The following is a 19,886-nucleotide window of genomic DNA, read 5'->3' as shown; positions in this document are numbered from 1 at the left end:
GTCGAAAATGCTGACTGCGGGTGCCGTGCCGTGACATGTATAATGCCGTCCCGTTGCGCACAGCGCTTCCGGCACGCCTCAGTATAGCGGCCGAACCATCGCCGACTTGAACCCTGCCAGGTATCGATGACCTCTTCCGTTCCTCTTCTCGAAGCCGTGGCGCTCTCTTGTGAGCGGGATTGGCGCATGCTCTTCGAGCACCTGGCGTTCCGTCTCGAGCCCGGTGACATGCTGCAGATCAGTGGCCCCAACGGCAGTGGCAAGACCAGCCTGCTGCGCCTGATCGCCGGGCTGCGCCAGCCGACTGCCGGGGACATCCTGCTGCAGGGACGGGCGCTCACCGAGCAGCGCAGCGAACTGGCGCGCAACCTGTTGTGGATTGGCCATGCCGCTGGCATCAAGAGCTTGCTGACGGCCGAGGAGAACCTGGCCTGGCTCTGCGCGCTGCATCGCCCAGCCAGCCGTGAGGCGATCTGGCAGGCACTGGAGGCCGTCGGCCTGCGCGGTTTCGAGGACGTGCCCTGTCACACCCTGTCCGCTGGCCAACAGCGCCGTGTGGCCCTGGCGCGCTTGTATCTGGCCGACACGCCGCCGCTGTGGGTGCTCGACGAACCCTTCACCGCGTTGGATAAACATGGCGTGGCGCAACTCGAAGCGCACCTGGCCAGCCATTGCCAGCGTGGCGGCGTGGTGGTGCTGACCACCCATCACAGCCTGCAGCACAAGCCGGCCACCTATCGCGAACTCGATCTGGGGCAGCACGCCGCATGAGCAACGTCTTCACGCAATTGCTCAGCCGAGAGATGCGCCTGCTGGCCCGTCGCCCATCCGACTTGGCCAACCCGCTGGTGTTCTTCGCTATCGTCATCGCCCTGTTCCCCTTGGCGGTGGGGCCGGAGACGCAATTGTTGCAAACCCTTTCCCCTGGCCTGGTCTGGGTGGCGGCGCTATTGGCCGTGCTGCTCTCGCTGGATGGGCTTTTTCGCAGTGATTTCGAGGATGGCTCGCTGGAACAGTGGGTCCTTTCGTCGCACCCCCTGCCTCTTCTGGTGTTGGCCAAGGTGCTGGCACACTGGTTGTTCAGCGGCCTGGCCCTGGTATTGCTGGCGCCCCTGCTGGCCTTGATGCTCGGCTTGCCCGGGCGTTGCTTGCCGGTGCTGCTGATCTCCCTGCTGCTCGGCACCCCGGTGCTGAGCCTGCTTGGCGCGGTGGGCGCGGCGCTCACCGTCGGTCTCAAGCGCGGCGGTTTGCTGCTGGCGCTGCTGATTCTGCCGCTGTACATCCCGGTGCTGATTCTCGGCAGTGGGGCGTTGCAGGCGGCCCTGCAAGGATTGCCGGCGAGCGGCCACCTGTTGTGGCTGGCGAGCCTCACTGCCCTGGCGGTGACCCTGACACCTTTTGCGATTGCCGCCGGCCTGACCATCAGCGTCGGTGAATAAGAACGAACCGTGATGTAGCCCGGATGCAATCCGGGAGCTCTCGATAGCCTCCCCGGAGTTCCTCCGGGCTACGTGTAGATGATGAGTCGAGCGAATGAACTGGACGTGGTTTCACAAATGGGGTTCGCCCAAGTGGTTCTATGAGATGAGCGGTCGTTGGCTGCCCTGGCTCAGCGTCGCCGCCGTGCTGTTGATCATCACAGGCCTGGTCTGGGGCCTGGCCTTCGCGCCACCGGACTACCAGCAGGGCAACAGCTTCCGCATCATCTACATCCATGTGCCGGCCGCGTTCCTGGCGCAATCGATCTACGTCATGCTCGCCGTCGCCGGCCTGGTGGGGCTGGTATGGAAGATGAAGCTGGCCGACGTCGCCCTGCAGCAGGCTGCGCCGATTGGCGCCTGGATGACCTTCATCGCGTTGATCACCGGCGCCATCTGGGGCAAGCCGACCTGGGGCACCTACTGGGTGTGGGACGCGCGCCTGACCTCCATGCTGATCCTGCTGTTCCTCTACTTCGGCGTCATCGCCCTGGGCAACGCCATCAGCAACCGCGACAGCGCCGCCAAGGCCTGCGCCGTGCTGGCCATCGTCGGCGTGGTCAACATCCCGATCATCAAGTACTCGGTGGAATGGTGGAACTCGCTGCACCAGACCGCCACCTTCAAGATCACCGAGAAGCCGGCCATGCCGGTGGAAATGTGGCTGCCGCTGCTGCTCGCGGTATTGGGCTTCTACTGCTTCTTCGGCGCCGTGCTGCTCTATCGCATGCGTCTTGAAGTGCTCAAGCGCGAATCGCGCAGCAGTTGGGTGAAGAGCGAAGTGCAGAACCTGGTGGAGGGCCGCGCATGAGCTTTTCCTCGTTTGCCGAGTTCCTCGCCATGGGCACCCATGGTGCCTATGTGTGGAGCGCCTATGGCATCAGCCTGGTGGTTCTGTTGCTGAATGTGGCGCTGCCGATCCTGGCGCGCCGCCGTTATCTGCAAGACGAGGCGCGTCGTTTGCGCCGGGAGAAGTCCAAGTGAATCCGGTTCGCAAGAAACGCCTGTACATCGTTCTGGCCATCCTCTGCGGCGTAGGTATCGCCGTGGCGCTGGCGCTCAGTGCGTTGCAGCAGAACATCAACCTGTTCTACACCCCGACGCAGATCGCCAATGGCGAAGCGCCGGAAGGCGCCCGCATCCGTGCCGGTGGCCTGGTCGAGGAGGGCTCGGTGAAGCGCTCGGCCGATTCGTTGGAAGTGGACTTCGTGGTCACCGATGGCGCCCATGAGGTGACCATCCGCTACCACGGCATCCTCCCGGATCTGTTCCGTGAAGGGCAGGGCATCGTCGCCCTCGGCCGGGTCAATGAGCAGGGTGTGCTGGTGGCCGACGAGGTGCTGGCCAAGCACGACGAGAACTACATGCCGCCGGAAGTGATGCAGGCGCTGGAAAAGAGCGGGATGAAGCAGAAACACGATGCTGCGACCGCCGGCAAGCAGGGTTACCAGCAGGAGAACGCGCAATGATCCCTGAACTGGGCCAACTGGCAATGATTCTGGCCCTGTGCCTGGCGTTGGTGCAGGCCACCTTGCCGCTGATCGGCGCCTGGCGCGGTGACCACCAGTGGATGAGCCTGGCGCAACCGGCGGCCTGGGGGCAGTTCGCCTTCCTGGCGTTCTCCTTCGGCTGTCTGACCTACGCCTTCATGGTCGACGATTTCTCCGTGGCCTACGTGGCGCACAACTCCAACACGGCGCTGCCCTGGTTCTACAAGTTCAGTGCCGTATGGGGCGCGCACGAGGGCTCCTTGCTGCTCTGGGCACTGATCCTCGGCGGCTGGACCTTCGCCGTGGCGATCTTCTCGCGCCACCTTCCGGAGGAAATGCTCGCTCGCGTGCTGGCGGTGATGGGCATGATCAGCGTCGGCTTCCTGCTGTTTCTGATCATCACCTCCAACCCTTTCGCGCGCCTGCTGCCCAACGTGCCGGTCGACGGTCGCGACCTCAACCCGCTGCTGCAGGACTTCGGCCTGATCGTGCATCCGCCGATGCTGTACATGGGCTATGTCGGTTTCTCCGTCGCTTTCGCCTTCGCCATCGCCGCGTTGCTCGGCGGCAAGCTGGACGCCGCCTGGGCGCGCTGGTCGCGGCCCTGGACCATTGTCGCCTGGGCCTTCCTCGGCATCGGCATTGCCCTCGGTTCCTGGTGGGCCTACTACGAGCTGGGCTGGGGCGGCTGGTGGTTCTGGGATCCGGTGGAAAATGCCTCGTTCATGCCCTGGCTGGTGGGCACCGCGCTGATCCACTCGCTGGCGGTCACCGAGAAGCGTGGCGTGTTCAAGAGCTGGACGGTGCTGCTGGCCATCGCTGCCTTCTCCCTCAGCCTGCTCGGCACCTTCCTGGTGCGCTCCGGCGTGCTGACCTCGGTGCATGCCTTCGCCACTGACCCGGAGCGTGGCGTGTTCATCCTCGCCTTCCTGCTGCTGGTAGTGGGCGGTTCGCTGGCGCTATTCGCGCTGCGTGCGCCAGTGGTCAGGAGCCAGGTGGGCTTCGGCCTGTGGTCGCGCGAGACACTGCTGCTGGTCAACAACATCGTGCTGGTGGTATCGGCGGCGATGATCCTGCTCGGCACCCTCTATCCGCTGGTGCTCGATGCCCTGACCGGCGCCAAGCTGTCGGTCGGCCCGCCTTACTTCAACGCCTTGTTCCTGCCGCTGATGGGTTTGCTGATGGCGGTGATCGCCGTTGGCGTGATCGTGCGCTGGAAGGACACTCCGTTGAAATGGCTGGTTGGCATGCTGACGCCGGTACTGGTGGCCAGCGTGGTGCTGGCCGTGATCGCCACCTTCCTCCACGGCGATTTCCACTGGGCGGTGCTGGCGGTCTGCCTGTTGGCCTTCTGGGTGGTTCTGGCTGGCGTGCGCGACGTGCTCGACAAGACCCGTCACAAGGGCCTGCTCAAGGGCTTGCCGAGCCTGGGCCGCAGCTACTGGGGCATGCAACTGGCACATTTCGGCTTCGCCTTCTGCGCCCTCGGCGTGGTGCTCACCAGCCTGGGCAGCTACGAGCGTGACCTGCGCATGGCGCCGGGCGATTCGGTGGAGCTGGGCGGCTATCGCTTCCAGTTCGACGGTGCCGTGCACCACGAAGGCCCCAACTTCATTTCCGACAAGGGCACGGTGCGTGTCTTCGACGGCGAGCGGCAGATCAAGGTGCTGCACCCGGAAAAACGCCTGTACACCGTGCAGCAGGCCACCATGACCGAAGCGGGGATCGACGCCGGCTTCACCCGTGATCTCTTCGTCGCCCTCGGCGAGCCGTTGGAGCAGGGCGCCTGGGCCGTGCGCATCCATATCAAGCCCTTCGTGCGCTGGATCTGGCTCGGCGGCCTGCTGATGGCCTTCGGCGGTTTCCTCGCCGCGGCCGACAAGCGTTATCGGATCAAGGTCAGAACCCGAGTGCGTGAAGCGCTGGGCATGGAGGCTACTGCATGAGACGCCTGTTATTGCTGCTGCCGCTGCTGGCTTTTCTGGCGATGGCCGTATTCCTCTATCGCGGCTTGTTCCTCGATCCCTCCGAGCTGCCGTCGGCGCTGATCGGCAAGCCGTTCCCGGCGTTCAGTCTGCCGTCGGTGACCGATCCATCGCGCACCCTGACCCAGGACGACCTCAAGGGCAAGCCGGCTCTGGTCAATGTCTGGGGCACCTGGTGCCCATCCTGCCGCCATGAGCATCCGGTGCTGAACAAGCTGGCCGAAGCTGGCGTGGTCATTCATGGCATCAACTACAAGGATGAACGTGAGCCTGCGCAGAAGTGGCTGCGCGACTTGCACAACCCATATCAGCTCAACATCGAGGATGCCAAGGGTACCTTGGGCCTGGATCTGGGGGTTTACGGCGCGCCGGAAACCTTCTTCATCGATGCCAAGGGCATCATCCGCCACAAATACGTCGGCGCCATCGACGAGCGCATCTGGCGCGAACAATTGGCGCCGATCTATCGAGAGCTGGTCGACGAGGCACAGGCACCATGAAAACTACTGCGCTCGATCATGCTGCGTTGAAAACAGGCTCAGAATGCTCATTTACAACTTGTAAACTCCGCTTCTTCGCCTGCTTTCGCCTTGCCTGCTCTTCGCTCGCGACGTTTTCATGGCGCCTGCCTAAACGTCTGCTGATTGCCACCGGCCTGGCGCTGGGCCTGTTGGCCAGCGCCCATGCCGCCATCGACACCTACGAGTTCGCCAACGAAGCGGAGCGTGAGCGCTATCGCACCCTGGTCGAGGAACTGCGTTGCCCCAAGTGCCAGAACCAGAACATCGCCGACTCCAATGCGCCGATCGCCATGGATCTGCGCAACGAGGTCTACCAGATGCTCGAAGCGGGCAAGACGGACGCGCAGATCATCGATTTTCTCGTCGCCCGCTACGGTGACTTCGTCCTCTACAACCCGCCCGTGACCAGCCGCACGCTGCTGCTCTGGTACGGCCCGGCCGGCCTGCTGCTGATCGGTTTCGGCGTGCTCGGGGTGATCGTCCTGCGCCGCCGTGGCCAGAAGGCGCGCCCGGACAATGGCCTCAGCACTGACGAACAGCAGCGCCTCGCCGCACTGCTCGAACAAGCCTCTCAGGACAAGAAAGACCGATGATCGATTTCTGGTTGCCCGCCGGGCTGCTGTTGCTCACTGCCCTGGCGTTCCTGCTGATCCCCGTGCTGCGCGTGCGCAAGCTGCAGGCCGAGGAAGACCGTACCGCGCTCAACGTCACCCTTTATCAGGAGCGCCTGCAGGAGCTGCAGACGCAGCACCAGCGCGGCGTGCTCGACGATGCCGGGCTGGAAGCCGGCCGTGCCGAGGCTGCACGCGAGCTGCTCACCGACACCGAAGGCGTGCAGCGCCGTAGCAGCGTGCTGGGCAGCAAGATTCCGCTGCTGGCGGCGATCCTGGTGCCGGTGCTCGGCGTGGGTCTGTACATGCACTGGGGCGCCCTGGAGCAATTGCAGCAGGCCCGCGAAATGGCTGCGCAGCAACCGCAGAGCATCGAGGAAATGACCGCCCGCCTGGAGCGTACGGTGCAGGAGCAGCCGGAGTCCGCCGAGGCCTGGTACTTCCTCGGCCGTACCTACATGGCGCAGGATCGTGCCGCCGACGCCGCCAAGGCCTTCGAGAAAGCGGTGGGCCTGGCAGGCCGCGCGCCCGAGCTGCTCGGGCAGTGGGCCCAGGCGCTGTACTTCGCCAATGGCAAGCAGTGGAACGCGCAGTTGCAGGCGCTGACCGACGAGGCGCTGAAGGCGGATGCGGAAGAAGTCACCAGCCTCGGCCTGCTCGGTATCGCCGCCTATGAAAGCCAGCGCTATGCCGATGCCGTGCGCTACTGGGAGCGCCTGGTCGCGGTATTGCCCGAGCAGGATCCGTCGCGTGCCGCCATCGCCAGCGGCATCGAGCGTGCCCGTCAGCAGATGGGCGAAGGCGAGCAGGCCAGCGCCGCCGCCGCCGAGCCCGCGGCCAAGGTACAGGCCCTGGAGGTCGCCGTCTCGCTGGCGCCCCAGGTGCAGGCCCAGGTCAAGCCAGACGATGCCGTGTTCATCTTCGCCCGTGCCCTCAGTGGCCCACCGATGCCGCTGGCGGTCAAGCGCCTGAAGGTGTCCGACCTGCCGGCGCAGGTCAGCCTGTCCGATGTCGATGCGATGATGCCGGAGCTGAAGCTGTCGCGTTTCCAGCAGGTGCAACTGGTCGCTCGTGTTTCGCGCGCTGGCAATGCCACCCAGGGCGAGTGGACGGGGCAGGTCGGGCCGGTTTCCAGCACCGCTCGTGATGTGCAGAAGCTGCTGATCGACAGCCCCGAGGCCAAGGCACAATGAAACGGCTGGCGCTGCTGTGCGCGCTGAGCCTGGCGCTGGTTGGCTGTGCCGGCCTGCAGCCAGGGGCGCCGGGTTCTTCCGTGCCTGAAGTGCAGCAACCGGCGCACCCGCGCTACGCACCGCCGCCCGGGGTCAAGAGCCACTGGAGCCCGGCGCTGGGCGTCTATGTGGTGGAGGGTGCGCATGATCTGTTCTACCGCGAGCGCATCTTCTATCGCTGGGATGGCGGCTGGAGCTGGTCGCCGCAAGCCGCTGGCCCCTGGACGGAAACCGATAGCTCGGGTATTCCGCCGGGCTTGTTTCGGCACTACCAGAATCGTTGAGGCGAAACCCGGCAAACACCCGATATGACAACGGCGCCCGCAGGCGCCGCTTTTTATGGGCAGAGCCCCCTGTTCAATGTGCCCAGATCAGTCCCACCAGCAGATAGCTGATCACCGTCACCAGCAGCACCCCGAACAGGTTGAGGGCGAAGCCGGCCTTGATCATCGACTGGATGCGCATGTGCCCGGTGCCGAACACGATGGCATTGGGCGGCGTCGCCACCGGCATCATGAAGGCGCAGCTTGCAGCGATGGCGGCGGGAATCGCCAGCAGCTCGGCAGGCATGCCCTGCGATACCGCCAGTGCGCCCAGCAGGGGCAAGAAGGCGGCCGCAGTGGCGGTGTTGGAGGTCACCTCGGTGAGGAAGATGATCACCAGCACCACCACGCCGATCATCGCGATTACCGGCAGCGCCCCGAGGGCGCCGAGGCTCTGCGCGATCCACTCGGCCAGGCCGGTGCTGCGGATCACTCCGGCCAGGGACAGGCCGCCACCGAACAGCAACAACACGCCCCAGGGCAGTTTGCTGGCGCTTTCCCAGTTCATCAGGAACACGCGCTGCTTGCTGTCCACCGGAATGATGAACAAGGCCAGCGCCGCGGCGATGGCGATGCTGGTGTCATTGACCCCTGACACCCACTCGCCGATCAGCGGCTGGAATACCCAGGCCAGTGCGGTGATCACGAATACCAAGGCCACCAGTTTCTCGCCACGGCTCAAGGGGCCGAGCTCGGCCAGCTCGCTGCGGATCAGTTGCGTGCTGTCGTGCCCGGCCAGGTTGAAACCGCCACGGGTCAGCCACCACCAGATGAATACCAGCATCAGGCTCGCCACCGGCAGGCCGAGCAGCATCCATTGGCCGAAGCCGATCTGCACGTCGTAGTTCTCTGCCAGGAAGGCTGCCAGCAGGGCATTGGGCGGCGTACCGATAAGGGTGGCGATACCGCCGACGCTGGCGGCATAGGCGATGGCCAGCAGCAGGGCGGTGGCGAAACGTTCACGCTCGGCGTTGCTGGCAGCCTGTTCGCCCGCCAGCAGGCCGATCACCGACAGGCCGATGGGCAGCATCATGATGGTGGTGGCGGTGTTGCTCACCCACATGCTGAGAAAGGCGGTGGCCAGCATGAAACCGGCGATCTGTCGGCTCGGCTTGCTGCCCATGGCCAGCAGGGTCATCAGGGCGATGCGCTTGTGCAGGTTCCAGCGCTCCATGGCCAGGCCGAGGATGAAGCCGCCGAGGAACAGGTAGATGGTCGGGCTGGCATAGGGGGCGGTGGCAGCATTGAGGCTGTCGATGCCCAGGGCGGGCACCAGCAGGATCGGCAACAGCGAGGTGGCCGGAATCGGAATGGCCTCGGTCGACCACCACGTGGCCATCAGCAACGTCAGGCCAACGGTGGCCCAGGCGGTGGCGGACAATCCGCCGGGCGGGTCGGTGATCAAGCACACCAGCAGGAGCAAGGGCCCCAGGATCAGACCGATCCAGGCAGCCTTGGCCGGTGCCGTGGCATTGTTGGTGGTGACTGCCATCAGGCGCATCCTTCAGCTAAAAAGGCGGTGTTATAGCTCAGTGAGCGCCTTTCAGACCACGCATGGAGCCCATGGTTTTACTTCAAGCTGTGTCCACGTCCTCGTGCTTGCGACTGAACAGCGGCCCACCGCAACGGTTGCAGAAGGCTGCGCTGTGTTCGTGAAAGGGTTTGCGGCAGTGCGGGCAGTCATGCTCCATCGAGCCGTCCTGGCGCATGGCGTTGGCCAGCTCGGCGGTGAAGATGCCGGTGGGCACGGCGATGATCGAATAGCCGGTGATCATCACCATGGTCGCCAGCATCTGGCCCACGGGTGTCTGTGGGGTGATGTCGCCAAAGCCCACCGTGGTCAGCGTCACCACCGCCCAGTAGATGCTGATGGGAATGCTGGTAAAGCCGTTGCTCGGCCCCTCGATCACATACATCAGCGCGCCGAACACCGTGACCAGGGTGGACACCGTGACCAGGAACACCACGATCTTCTGCCGACTGCCGCGTAACGCCACCAGCAGGAAATTGGCCTGGTTCAGGTACTGGCGCAGCTTGAGCACGCGGAAGATACGGATCATGCGGATGGCGCGAACGATCATCAGGTACTGCGCATCGGCGAACACCAGCGCCAGGATGGCCGGCAGCACGGCGAGCAGATCCACCAGGCCGAAGAAGCTGAAGGCATAGCGCATGGGCTTGGGTGAGCAGTACAGGCGCAAACCATATTCGATGGCGAACAGCGCGGTGAAGAACCACTCCAGCGCGCTGAACAGCTCGGCGTGCTGGCTATGGAAGCGCTCGACGCTATCGAGCATCACCACCACCAGGCTGGCCAGGATGGTCACCAGCAGCCAGTTGTCGAAGCGCTGCGCCGCCGGCGTACTGGTCTCGAAAATGATGATGTAGAGGCGTTGGCGCCAGCTCTGCTGCTTGTCCATGGCCATGTCCTGAGTGAGCGAAGGGGCACAGCCTAGGCAGGAAGCGGCTGGCTGAGCAAGGGAGGTCATGCCTGGTGGCTATATGCCATTCGTCGGGTTGAACGAATCCTGAACGGGAAAATGTGAACTGGCTCACTCAATGTTGGTTTGATGGCCAGGTGCCATGCTGTTTAATCGACGCCAGTTTTCCGCCGTTGTTTTTTTCGCTATCAAAGGACTGAAAGCATGCCTTTCCGTAGTAGCCCTTTGGCCGTATGGCTATGTGCGTTATCCCTGTCCACCACTGCGCTGGCGCAGACGCCAGGCGACCGTGAGCTGATTCGCGAGCGTCAGGAGCGTGTGCTGCAGGAGCAGCAGCAGCGCCTCGATGAGTTGCGCCAACTGCCTGGCAATACTCCTCAGCTTGCAAGCCCGCCTGTCGAGGACGAGCGCTGTTTCGATATCTCGCAGATTCGCCTAGAGGGCGCGACGCTGCTCGATAAGGCCGAGCAGCAGAAGGTGCTGCAGCCCTTTGCTGGCCAGTGCCTGGGGGTGGGCAAGCTCAACGAGCTGCTCAAGGCCATCACCCAGTTCTATATCGATCACGGCTATGTCACCTCGCGGGCCTACCTGCCGCAGCAGGATCTGTCTTCCGGTGAGTTACGGGTCATAGTGGTGGAAGGCCATCTGGAGGGGCTGGATAGCTCCGAGCTGGCCTCCGACCGCGAACTGGCCATGGGCTTTCCCGGGCAGACTGGCGAGGTGCTCAACCTGCGCGAGCTGGAGCAGTTGGTCGATCAGCTCAATCGCCTGCCGTCGCGCCAGGCCCAGCTAGAACTGGTGCCAGGGCAAGCGGTGGGCGGCAGCCGCGTGCGCTTGCAGGGCCAGCGCAGCAAGCCCTGGCGTGCCGGCCTGAGCCGCAGCAACGAGGGGCAGGAAAGCACCGGCGAACAGCAATGGGGCGTGAATTTCGACTGGGACAGCCCGTTGGGCCTGGCCGATCAGCTCAGCCTGCGCGCCACGCGCGATGCGGTGAGCGACAGCTATCGCCATTCTCACAGCCAGAGCCTGATCTACCAGGTGCCCTACGGCTGGTGGAACTTCAGTTACAGCTTCAGCCAGAGCTACTACCGCACGCAGAGCGAGGGCAATGGCTTCCTCTTCGATCAGGACGGCGACAGCCAGACCCACGCCCTGCGTGGCGAGCGCGTGCTGCATCGCGATGCCGTGAGCAAGACGGCCTTCAACCTGGGCGTCAGCCACCTGCGCAGCAACAACTTCATCCTCGGCAACCGCATCGACACTTCCAGTACACGCCTGTCCGAAGCGCAACTGGGCTTTAACCATGGCCGCCGCATCGGCACGGCCTTCGTCAACGCCGATATCGGCTGGCAGCGTGGCATCGGCGCCTTCGACGCCCAGCGTGCCGGCGATCCGCAGGGCAGCCAGCCGGTGGCGCGCTACAACAAGTACAGCCTGACCCTGAGCTACTTGCAGCCCTTCGAGCTATGGGGCGAGTCCTTCACTTTCGACAGCCTGGCCTACGGGCAGAAGAGCGAGGACGTGCTGTTCAGCCCACAGCGCATCAGCATCGGCGGGCTCAGCTCGGTGCGGGGGTTCAAGGAGGAGTCGCTGTCCGGCGACACCGGCGGCTACTGGCGTAACCAGTTGCGCTGGCGCCGCCCGGTGACCTGGGAGGTGCTACGTCCCTTGGTTCACGAGTACAGCCTGGCCTTCGCTTATGACGTCGGGGTGATCCACGGTGGCCGCTACAACCCCGAGCAACGCGGGCGCATGAGCGGCAACGCCGTCGAATTCGCCCTGCGCGGCCAGCACCTGGCCGCGTCGCTGAGTTTTGCCCATTCCCTGGAGCGCCCGGATGCCATCGAGCATGGCGAGCGCCCGGTTTATTTCCGCCTCGATCTGTTCTTCTGATTTCCGCCCTTGTGGCCGGTAGGAGTATCGACATGGACGTACGCAGTCCCCTGTATCAGAACATTGCCCTCATCCTCGCGGGCGTGCTGTTTCTCAACCCCATCGTGGCCACGGCGGCGCAACTGGCGGTGGACCAGGCCGCAGGCGGCAACACGGCCGTGACCCAGGCGCAGAACGGCGTGCCGATGGTCAATATCGCCACGCCCAATGGCAGTGGCCTGTCGCACAACAAGTTCACCGACTACAACGTCGACCCGCAGGGGCTGATCCTCAACAACAGCGCGCAGAACGTGGTGCAGACCCAGTTGGGCGGCTACGTGGTCGGCAACCCGAATCTCAAGAACGGCGCCGCCGGGCTGATCCTCAACGAAGTTACCGGCGGCAATGCCAGTCTGCTCAAGGGTTACACGGAAGTGGCCGGGAGTTCGGCGGCGGTCATCGTCGCCAACCCGCACGGCATCACCTGCGATGGCTGTGGCTTCATCAACACCCCGCGGGTCACCCTCAGCACCGGCACGCCGGTGGTGGAAGGCGGTCGCCTGCAACGCTTCGACGTCGACGGCGGGCAAATCAGCATCGAGGGGCAGGGCCTCAATGCCGCCAATGTCGATCAGTTCGACCTGATCACCCGCAGCGCCAAGATCAACGCCGAGCTGTACGCGAAAAAACTCAATATCGTCACTGGCCGCAACCAGGTGGACGCTACCACCCTGGCTGCCACCGCCAAGGCAGATGACGGCTCGGACAAGCCCCTGCTGGCCATCGACAGCTCGGCCCTGGGCGGCATGTACGCCGGGGCCATTCGCTTGGTGGGCACCGAGCAGGGCGTGGGGGTGAAACTGGCCGGCGACATGGCCGCCAGTGCCGGGGATATCCAGATCGATGCCAACGGCAAGCTGAGCCTGGCGCGCACCGCAGCCAGCCAGGATGTGAAGCTCGCGGCCAGCGAGATCGAGCTGGGCGCCGATACCTATGCCGGGCGTAATGCCACGGTCACCGCCACCGACAAGACCCTGGTCAAGGCAAGCCTGGCGGCCGGCAATCGCGTCGAAGTCGGCGGCGGTGAGCTGGATAACCAGGGCGTCGTCGAGGCTGGGGTCAAGGCCGATGGCACGCTGGTTACCGACAGCAAGCTGGTACTGAACAGCCAACGCGTCAGCAACCGGGGCGAACTCATCGCCCGTGGCAGCCTGGAGGCGGATGTCGAGGTGCTGGACAACAGTAACGGCAAGCTGCTCAGCGCCGGCGATGCCAAGATCCAGGCGGCGCAGCTCAGCAACAGCCAGGGCCAGCTTATCGGGCAGAAGAACCTCGAACTCAAAGGCGGCGCCCTGAGCAACCAGAACGGTGAACTGCTGGCCGCTAACCAACTGCTGATCGATGCTGCCTCGCTGGACAACCGCAGCGGCATCCTGGCCGCTGATGCCGTCGACGTGAAGCTGACGGGCGCACTGAACAACGACCAGGGCCTGATCGAGTCCAGCCAGACGCTCAAGCTGGCCGCAGGCAGCGCGCAGAACCACGATGGCCGCCTGCGTGCCCTGGCCAGTACTGGCAAGAGCGAGTTCCAGATCGGCAACCTGTTCGACAACGACCAGGGCCTGGTGGAAATCGGCAACGCCGCTTTCGCCCTTGCCAGTGGTTCGCTGAGCAACCTGGGCGGCACGGTGCGCCATCTGGGCACGCAAGGCTTCGAGCTGGATCTGGCCGACATGGGCGGCGCCGGTGGGCGCTTCAGCACCAATGGCGAACTGACCCTGAGCGCCACTGACTGGACCAACACCAGCGAACTGCAGGCCGAGCGCCTGACGTTGAACATCGGCCAGTTCACCCAGACCTCCAGTGGCCAGTTGATCTCTCGGCAGAGCATCGTCGCCACCGGCGACGACTGGGTGAACGATGGCGTCATCGCCACTGATGGTGCGCTCGATCTGACCCTCAGTGGGCGTTATCAGGGCAATGGTGCCCTGCGCAGCCTGGGCGACCTGACCTTCAAGGCTGCCAGCGCCGAGTTCGGCAGCGACGCCCAGGCCAAGAGCGGCGGCATCGCGCGCTTCGAGTTGAGCGGCCAGTTGCTCAACCGTGGTCGCCTGACCGCCGCGCAGAACATGTCCCTCGCCCTGGGCAGTCTCGACAACCGTGGCACCTTGGGTGGCAGTGGGCTGCTGCGTATCGAGGGTGACTCGTTGCATAACGAGCGTGGGTTGATTTTCAGTGGCGCGGACATGACGCTGCGCACTGCCAGCCTGGTCAACCTGCTGGGTGATATCTACAGCCTGGGCCAACTGGATGTTGCCAAAGACGAGCAGGGCAGCAACCTCGACCTGCTGGAAAACCGCTCCGCCAGCATCGAATCAGCGGGTGACATGACCCTGCGGGCAGCGCTGCTGCGCAACCGCAAGGAGGTCTTCGACTGGCAGCTATCGCAGACCTACGGCAGCATCAGCGTTCACTGCTATGACTGCAGTGGTGATCACCACAACGTCGACTACATCGCCACCGAGCGCTTCGAGGCCAGTGTGCAGGCTGACTCCGCCGCCTCGCGCATCCACAGTGGCGCGAATCTGCTGCTCAAGGGTGGCGACGTAGCCAACCGCTACAGCACCCTGAGTGCGGCGGGTGATATCGACATCCAGGCTACCAGCCTGGAGAACAAGGGGGCCACGCTGGCCTCGGTCGAGCGGGTGCGCCGTTTCAACACGGGGCGGGTCACCGATGGCACGGATCATCGTTTCCGTGGCCGCGTGCTGGATCCTTACAACGCGCAGCCACTGCCCAAGGACATGCCCTCTGCGCTGTATGAGTGGAATCTGACCAGCGATATTCAGACCGAAACCCCCATCGGTGTCGCGGCGCCTGGCATCATCCAGGCCGGAGGCAATGTGCGCATCCAGGCCAGCCAGCCGATCAGCAACGAATCCGCGCTGGCCCATAACGCTCCCCAGACCGATACCACGCAAACGCCGCAAACGCCGCAAACGTCGGTGAGCGAAGTGGCGCAACCGCTGGTGGTGCGCCTCAACCCGCAACTGCCTGCCGACACCGCACAGCAGGCAGTCGACCCCATCAGCCTGCCGGGTTTCAGCTTGCCGCAAGGGCAGAACGGCCTGTTCCGCGCCAACACCACGCCGGGCCACCGCTACCTGATCGAAACCAATCCGGCCTTCGCTGACCTCAAGCAGTTCGTCAGCTCCGACTACATGCTCGGTCTGCTTGGTTTCGATAGCGACACGGCACAGAAACGCCTGGGCGACGGCCTGTACGAACAGCGCCTGCTCGAGCAGGCCGTGGCTGCGCGTACCGGCAAACGCTACCTCGAGGGCTTCACCAACAACGACGCGCAATTTCGCTATCTGATGGACAACGCCATCGCCAGCAAGGATGCGCTGAACCTGTCGGTGGGGGTGGGGCTCTCCTCGGCTCAGGTGGCGGCCTTGACCCACGACATCGTCTGGCTCGAAGAGCGTGAGGTCAATGGCGAAAAAGTCCTGGTGCCGGTGCTCTACCTGGCCCAGGTCGGTGATCGCCTGGCGCCCAGCGGTGCCTTGATCCAGGGTCAGGATGTCGCGCTGATCAGCGGCGGCAGCCTGAACAATAGCGGCACCTTGCGCGCCACCAAGAGCTTCAATGCTAGCGCCGCGAACATTAGCAACAGCGGCCTGATGCAGGCCAACCAGCGCCTGAGTCTGCTGGCCACCAACAGCATCCACAACGCCCAGGGCGGCCTCATCAATGGTCAGGACGTGTCCCTGGTCGCCACCCACGATATCAGCAACGAACGCACCATCAGCCAGCAAAGCAAGGAGGGCAAGGGCTTCAGCCAACTGACCAGCGTGGTGGACAAGGCCGCGGGTATCGAAGCCGGCAACGACCTGCAACTGCGCGCCGGGGGGGATATCCAGAACATCGGTGGTAGCCTCAAGGCTGGTGGTGATGCCCAACTCAACGCGGGCGGCGACGTGATCATCGCCTCGGCTGCCGAAGAAAACGGCAGCATGCGCCAGGACAAGCACCACTTCTGGAGCACCAGTAGCACGACTCAGCATGGCAGTGACGTGCAGGTCGGTGGGAATCTGGCCGTGACCGCTGGGCAGGATATTGCGGTGGTGGCCAGTACGGTGAAGGCGGAGGGTGATCTGGCGCTTTCTGCTGAGCGTGATGTGCTCGTGGGCTCGGCAGCCAATGAGCAGAGCAGCGAGTACCGCTACAGAACCAGCAAGAAGCGCATCACCCAGGAAAATGCGTCGGTCCGTCAGCAGGCCTCGGTGCTCGAGGCTGGCGGTGACCTGAGCGTGGCTGCCGGTAATGACCTGACATTGAGCGCCAGCAAGCTCAAGGCCGAAGAAGGTGTCAGCCTGGAGGCGGATAACGATCTACGCATGCTCGCCGAAGCCGACCAGGACTACAGCTACTACGAGAAATTTCAGAAAAAGAAAGGGCGCTTCGGCAAGAGCAGCAGCAAACATACGATTCAGGAAGCGCAGAGCGTGCGCCAGCAAGGCGTCGAGGTGGACGCGGGGGCTGATCTGCTGGCCACTGCTGGCAGGGACATGACCCTGGTTGCCAGTGAGGTGCGTGCAGAAGGGGAAGCCTATCTCTACGCCGGCAATGATCTGAACCTGATCACCGCTGAAAACATCACCTCGCAGTCGTCTTACAGCCAGAAGAAAAAGAAGGGGATGCTCTCGGGCTCCAGCAAGACCAAGTTCCAGTCGACGGTAGCCAGTGAAGCCCAGGGGAGTCTGGTCAGCGCCGATAGCGTGGAGCTGTTGGCCAAAAACGATATGCGCATTCACGGCAGCGATGTGGTATCCACCGACGGCACTTCCCTGCTGGCGGGCAACGATATCGATATCCGTGGCGTGACCGAGAGTACGTCCCGCGAGAGCTTCGAGGCGAAGAAGAAATCCGGCCTGATGGGCAGTGGCGGCATAGGCATCACCCTGGGCTCCTCCAGCCTCAAGGGCAGCCAGAAGAGCACCAGTGAAACCACCAGGGCCAGCACCGTCGGTAGCGTCCAAGGCGATGTCGAAGCTGAGGCTGGCAAGAAACTGAGCGTGATCGGCTCGGATGTCGTGGCCGGGCGCGATATCGCGCTCAAAGGCCAGGAGGTTGTCATCAGTGCCGCACAGAACCGCAATCGCAGCGAGCAGAGGCAAGAGAGCAAGAAGAGCGGCCTGACCCTGGCTCTCTCTGGTAGCGTGGGTTCGGCCCTGAATAGTAGCTATGAAAGTGCCCAGGCTGCACGTGATTCCGAGCAGGGTGGTGACAGCCGCATGGCGGCGCTGCAAGGCGTCAAGGCGGGGCTGAGTGGTTATCAAGCCATGCAGGCAGCCGAAATGGGCGGTGGCATCACGGCGGAGAATGCCAGTCAGTTCTTCGGTATCAGCGTGTCGCTGGGCACGCAGAAATCCAGCTCCAAGCAAGTGCAAGAGCAACAGCTCAGCCAGGGAAGCAACGTCAATGCCGGACGTGACCTGAGTGTAGAGGCCACGGGCTCGCAAGAGGGCGGTGGTGATCTTCGTGTGACTGGCAGCCGCCTGCAGGCTGGGCGCGATCTGGGTCTGAAGGCTGCGCAGGATATTCAGCTAGAGGCCGCCGCCGATACCCAGAAACTGACCGGCTCGAACAAGAGCGGCGGCGGTAGCGTTGGTGCCAGCATCGGCGCGAGCGCTGATGGCATCGGCCTGAGCATCTTTGCCAACGCCAATGCAGGTAAAGGCTCGGAGAAAGGCAACGGTACGACCTGGAGTGAAACCACGGTCGATGCCGGCCGGCAAGTCAGCTTGGACAGTGGCCGTGACACCAGCCTTGCGGGTAGCCAGGTCAGCGGTGAAAGCATCACCGCCAAGGTGGGCCGTGATCTGGAATTGCGCAGTCTGCAGGACAGCGACAAGTACGACGCCAAGCAGCAGAACATCTCAGCAGGGGCGAGTGTTGCCATTATCGGCACTGGCGGTGGTGCCAACCTCAGCTATAGCCAGAACAAGCTCGAATCCGACTACCGAAGCGTGCAGGAACAGACCGGCCTGTTCGCGGGACAGGGCGGCTACCAGATCGACGTGGGTAAACACACGCAGCTCGATGGCGCGGTTATCGGCAGCACCGCCGAGGCCGATAAGAACCGCCTGAGCACCGGCACGCTGGGCTGGAGCGATATCCGCAACAAGGCCGAGTTCAGCAGCCAGCAGCAAAGTGTGAGTCTTAGTTCCAGCGGCAGCGTGGGTAGTCAGTTCCTGGGCAACATGGCCGGTGGCGTGCTCAGTGGCTTGAGCCGTGGTGGCAAGGACAGCAGTTCCACATTGGCAGCGGTATCCGAAGGCACCGTCGAAATCCGCGACACGCAGAACCAGCAGCAGGATGTCGCCAGCCTCAATCGCGACGTCGAGCATGCCCACGAAGCGCTCAGCCCCATCTTCGACAAGGAGAAGGAACAGCGCCGGCTGCGCGAAGTGCAGGCCATTGCCGAGATCGGCGGTCAGGTCATGGATGTGGTGCGTACCGAGGGCCAGATCAAGGCCAACCGCGCAGGCAAGGCAGAGCTGGAGCGAAAGGGCATCCCTGAGCCAGGCGCTGGAGCCTCCCCAAAAGAGCGCAAGGCGTATCAAACGGCACTCATGAACACCAAGGCCTATAAGGACGCGATGGCGCCTTATGGCACAGGTGGTGAATACCAGCGAGTGGCACAGGCTGTCACCGCAGCCCTGCAGGGGTTGGCAGGCGGCAATATCAACGGCGCGATAGCTGGGGCGGCGACGCCTTATGTGGCTAACACCATCAAGCAGGTTGCGGGTGACAACGATACCGCCCGCATCATGGCGCATGCCGTACTGGGCGCCGTAGTGGCTCAAGCCCAGGGTAATTCGGCTGGGGCAGGTGCTGCTGGGGCTGTGACTGGCGAGCTGATTGCCGGGGTGATTATCAAGCAGCTATATGGTGACGTTGACTCGCAGGACTTGACTGAAGAGCAGAAGCAGACCGTTTCGGCACTTTCTACCCTTGCATCTGGCTTGGCCGGTACTGTGGTGGGTGGGGATGCTGCTAATGCGGTGGCAGGGGCTGAGTCTGGGAAGAATGCGGTAGAGAATAATTGGCTTAGCTCTGAGGAGGCGGAAAGAAAAGTCGTTCTGGAGCGTAAGGACAAAGCAGGTACCATCACCCTAGATGAACAGAGGGAGTTGTCTGATATTAATCAGGTAGATAAAGAGCGTGATCAAGCTATCAAGGATATCTGCACTCAGGGTAATAAATCAGGCTCGGCTTGTTTGGCGCTGATTGCAGCGGCAAGAGATGCTCAAGAAAGTTATGAGGAAAGTGCTGCTGGCTACAGGTTGATATATAAAGATTTATATCCGGATGATGCTGCAAATGTTGAGAGTATTCTTAAGGGGCTCGATCAAGATAGTATTACTCGTGATGCAGTTATAAAGGGCATAGTGGACGCTAATGGCGGAAAGTTAAGCTGGGAGGACGCATCTGAAAGATACGATGCCATGACGGTGTCTGTTGAGATAGTTCGTGCGCTTGTAGGTGGAAATGGCAAACCACCTAGTGCATCGGGAATCTCTGGTAGGCTGCCGACTAATCGTATTGAACAAATACTTAAGCCCGAAAAAAATTGGGAAACTGCTAGAAATAAAGCATTAGATATTGTTGGTGATTTGGGGGCTGGTTCTAAACCTGTTGTCGGGCGGTTAGAGGTGAGTGCTGGAAACGGTAGGGTTATTGGAAGGCAGTCGAGCGATGGAAAAGTTGGGTGGCGTGTCGATTACGACCCTGAGAAAGGTACGCACATAAATATATGGGATTATACTCAGGGTAAGGGGCCTGGTAAGGCAGTGAAGCAAGTTGTACCGTTTGCGGGGAATGAAAAAGATTTTCAGTCAATTTTGAATCTACTGAATAGGTGATT

14 protein-coding genes are annotated in these 19,886 nt (G+C 63.0%); 12 read left to right on the top strand and 2 right to left on the bottom strand.

The window, feature by feature from the left end; translation table 11 throughout:
- The first annotated feature begins 126 nt into the window (after nucleotides 1-126).
- From ccmA to OU800_RS15560, 10 genes are all read left to right on the top strand, one after another.
- Nucleotides 127-771: a cytochrome c biogenesis heme-transporting ATPase CcmA gene (gene ccmA / locus OU800_RS15605; protein ID WP_268178221.1), complete on the top strand. Its 645-nt coding sequence runs from the start codon at nucleotides 127-129 to the stop codon at nucleotides 769-771.
- Nucleotides 768-1,439: a heme exporter protein CcmB gene (ccmB, locus tag OU800_RS15600; RefSeq protein WP_268178220.1), complete on the top strand. Its 672-nt coding sequence runs from the start codon at nucleotides 768-770 to the stop codon at nucleotides 1,437-1,439. The genes ccmA and ccmB overlap by 4 nt, the downstream gene beginning before the upstream one ends.
- A 94-nt stretch (nucleotides 1,440-1,533) precedes the next feature.
- Entirely contained in the window at nucleotides 1,534-2,289 is a 756-nt protein-coding gene (locus OU800_RS15595) for a heme ABC transporter permease (RefSeq protein WP_268178219.1), read from the top strand.
- Entirely contained in the window at nucleotides 2,286-2,462 is a 177-nt protein-coding gene (ccmD, locus tag OU800_RS15590) for a heme exporter protein CcmD (protein ID WP_268178218.1), read from the top strand. Before OU800_RS15595 ends, ccmD begins: the two co-directional genes overlap by 4 nt.
- Nucleotides 2,459-2,947: a cytochrome c maturation protein CcmE gene (gene ccmE, locus OU800_RS15585; RefSeq protein WP_268178217.1), complete on the top strand. Its 489-nt coding sequence runs from the start codon at nucleotides 2,459-2,461 to the stop codon at nucleotides 2,945-2,947. Before ccmD ends, ccmE begins: the two co-directional genes overlap by 4 nt.
- Nucleotides 2,944-4,914, top strand: a complete 1,971-nt coding sequence (locus tag OU800_RS15580; protein WP_268178216.1) for a heme lyase CcmF/NrfE family subunit — start codon at nucleotides 2,944-2,946, stop codon at nucleotides 4,912-4,914. Before ccmE ends, OU800_RS15580 begins: the two co-directional genes overlap by 4 nt.
- Nucleotides 4,911-5,453, top strand: coding sequence for a DsbE family thiol:disulfide interchange protein (locus OU800_RS15575; protein WP_268178215.1), 543 nt, complete (start codon nucleotides 4,911-4,913; stop codon nucleotides 5,451-5,453). The genes OU800_RS15580 and OU800_RS15575 overlap by 4 nt, the downstream gene beginning before the upstream one ends.
- A gap of 125 nt (nucleotides 5,454-5,578) precedes the next feature.
- On the top strand, nucleotides 5,579-6,067 hold the full coding sequence (locus OU800_RS15570; RefSeq protein ID WP_442964782.1) for a cytochrome c-type biogenesis protein: 489 nt from the start codon (nucleotides 5,579-5,581) through the stop codon (nucleotides 6,065-6,067).
- The gene (gene ccmI / locus OU800_RS15565; protein ID WP_268178214.1) at nucleotides 6,064-7,278 is read left to right on the top strand and encodes a c-type cytochrome biogenesis protein CcmI; all 1,215 of its coding nucleotides are present in this window, start codon (nucleotides 6,064-6,066) and stop codon (nucleotides 7,276-7,278) included. Before OU800_RS15570 ends, ccmI begins: the two co-directional genes overlap by 4 nt.
- Nucleotides 7,275-7,601, top strand: a complete 327-nt coding sequence (locus OU800_RS15560) for a hypothetical protein (protein ID WP_268178213.1) — start codon at nucleotides 7,275-7,277, stop codon at nucleotides 7,599-7,601. Before ccmI ends, OU800_RS15560 begins: the two co-directional genes overlap by 4 nt.
- A 73-nt stretch (nucleotides 7,602-7,674) precedes the next feature.
- Here the strand turns inward: OU800_RS15560 and OU800_RS15555 are convergent, their stop codons facing one another.
- Nucleotides 7,675-9,132, bottom strand: a complete 1,458-nt coding sequence (locus OU800_RS15555) for an SLC13 family permease (RefSeq protein ID WP_268178212.1) — start codon at nucleotides 9,130-9,132, stop codon at nucleotides 7,675-7,677.
- 82 nt (nucleotides 9,133-9,214) lie between these two features.
- On the bottom strand, nucleotides 9,215-10,060 hold the full coding sequence (locus OU800_RS15550; protein WP_268178211.1) for an ion transporter: 846 nt from the start codon (nucleotides 10,058-10,060) through the stop codon (nucleotides 9,215-9,217).
- Nucleotides 10,061-10,285: 225 nt separating this feature from the next.
- Between OU800_RS15550 and OU800_RS15545 the strand changes: the two genes are divergently transcribed.
- Both OU800_RS15545 and OU800_RS15540 read left to right on the top strand, forming a co-directional pair.
- Entirely contained in the window at nucleotides 10,286-11,974 is a 1,689-nt protein-coding gene (locus OU800_RS15545) for a ShlB/FhaC/HecB family hemolysin secretion/activation protein (protein WP_268178210.1), read from the top strand.
- A 32-nt stretch (nucleotides 11,975-12,006) separates the two neighbouring features.
- Nucleotides 12,007-19,884, top strand: coding sequence for a hemagglutinin repeat-containing protein (locus tag OU800_RS15540; protein ID WP_268178209.1), 7,878 nt, complete (start codon nucleotides 12,007-12,009; stop codon nucleotides 19,882-19,884).
- Nucleotides 19,885-19,886 lie beyond the last annotated feature (2 nt).

It is taken from the genome of Pseudomonas sp. GOM7 (assembly GCF_026723825.1).
GTDB lineage: Bacteria > Pseudomonadota > Gammaproteobacteria > Pseudomonadales > Pseudomonadaceae > Aquipseudomonas.
Note: the sequence above shows the minus strand (reverse complement) of the source record. Positions and strands in the feature narration are given on the sequence as shown.

What these genes read in the sequence shown, in the direction of transcription:
- ccmB (WP_268178220.1), top strand. Translation starts at nt 768, where the DNA reads ATGAGCAACGTCTTCACGCAATTGCTCAGCCGAGAGATGCGCCTGCTG.
- OU800_RS15595 (WP_268178219.1), top strand. Translation starts at nt 1,534, where the DNA reads ATGAACTGGACGTGGTTTCACAAATGGGGTTCGCCCAAGTGGTTCTAT.
- OU800_RS15540 (WP_268178209.1), top strand. Translation starts at nt 12,007, where the DNA reads ATGGACGTACGCAGTCCCCTGTATCAGAACATTGCCCTCATCCTCGCG.
- OU800_RS15555 (WP_268178212.1), bottom strand. Translation starts at nt 9,132, where the DNA reads ATGGCAGTCACCACCAACAATGCCACGGCACCGGCCAAGGCTGCCTGG.
- OU800_RS15545 (WP_268178210.1), top strand. Translation starts at nt 10,286, where the DNA reads ATGCCTTTCCGTAGTAGCCCTTTGGCCGTATGGCTATGTGCGTTATCC.
- OU800_RS15575 (WP_268178215.1), top strand. Translation starts at nt 4,911, where the DNA reads ATGAGACGCCTGTTATTGCTGCTGCCGCTGCTGGCTTTTCTGGCGATG.
- OU800_RS15560 (WP_268178213.1), top strand. Translation starts at nt 7,275, where the DNA reads ATGAAACGGCTGGCGCTGCTGTGCGCGCTGAGCCTGGCGCTGGTTGGC.
- ccmI (WP_268178214.1), top strand. Translation starts at nt 6,064, where the DNA reads ATGATCGATTTCTGGTTGCCCGCCGGGCTGCTGTTGCTCACTGCCCTG.
- OU800_RS15580 (WP_268178216.1), top strand. Translation starts at nt 2,944, where the DNA reads ATGATCCCTGAACTGGGCCAACTGGCAATGATTCTGGCCCTGTGCCTG.
- ccmA (WP_268178221.1), top strand. Translation starts at nt 127, where the DNA reads ATGACCTCTTCCGTTCCTCTTCTCGAAGCCGTGGCGCTCTCTTGTGAG.
- ccmD (WP_268178218.1), top strand. Translation starts at nt 2,286, where the DNA reads ATGAGCTTTTCCTCGTTTGCCGAGTTCCTCGCCATGGGCACCCATGGT.
- OU800_RS15550 (WP_268178211.1), bottom strand. Translation starts at nt 10,060, where the DNA reads ATGGACAAGCAGCAGAGCTGGCGCCAACGCCTCTACATCATCATTTTC.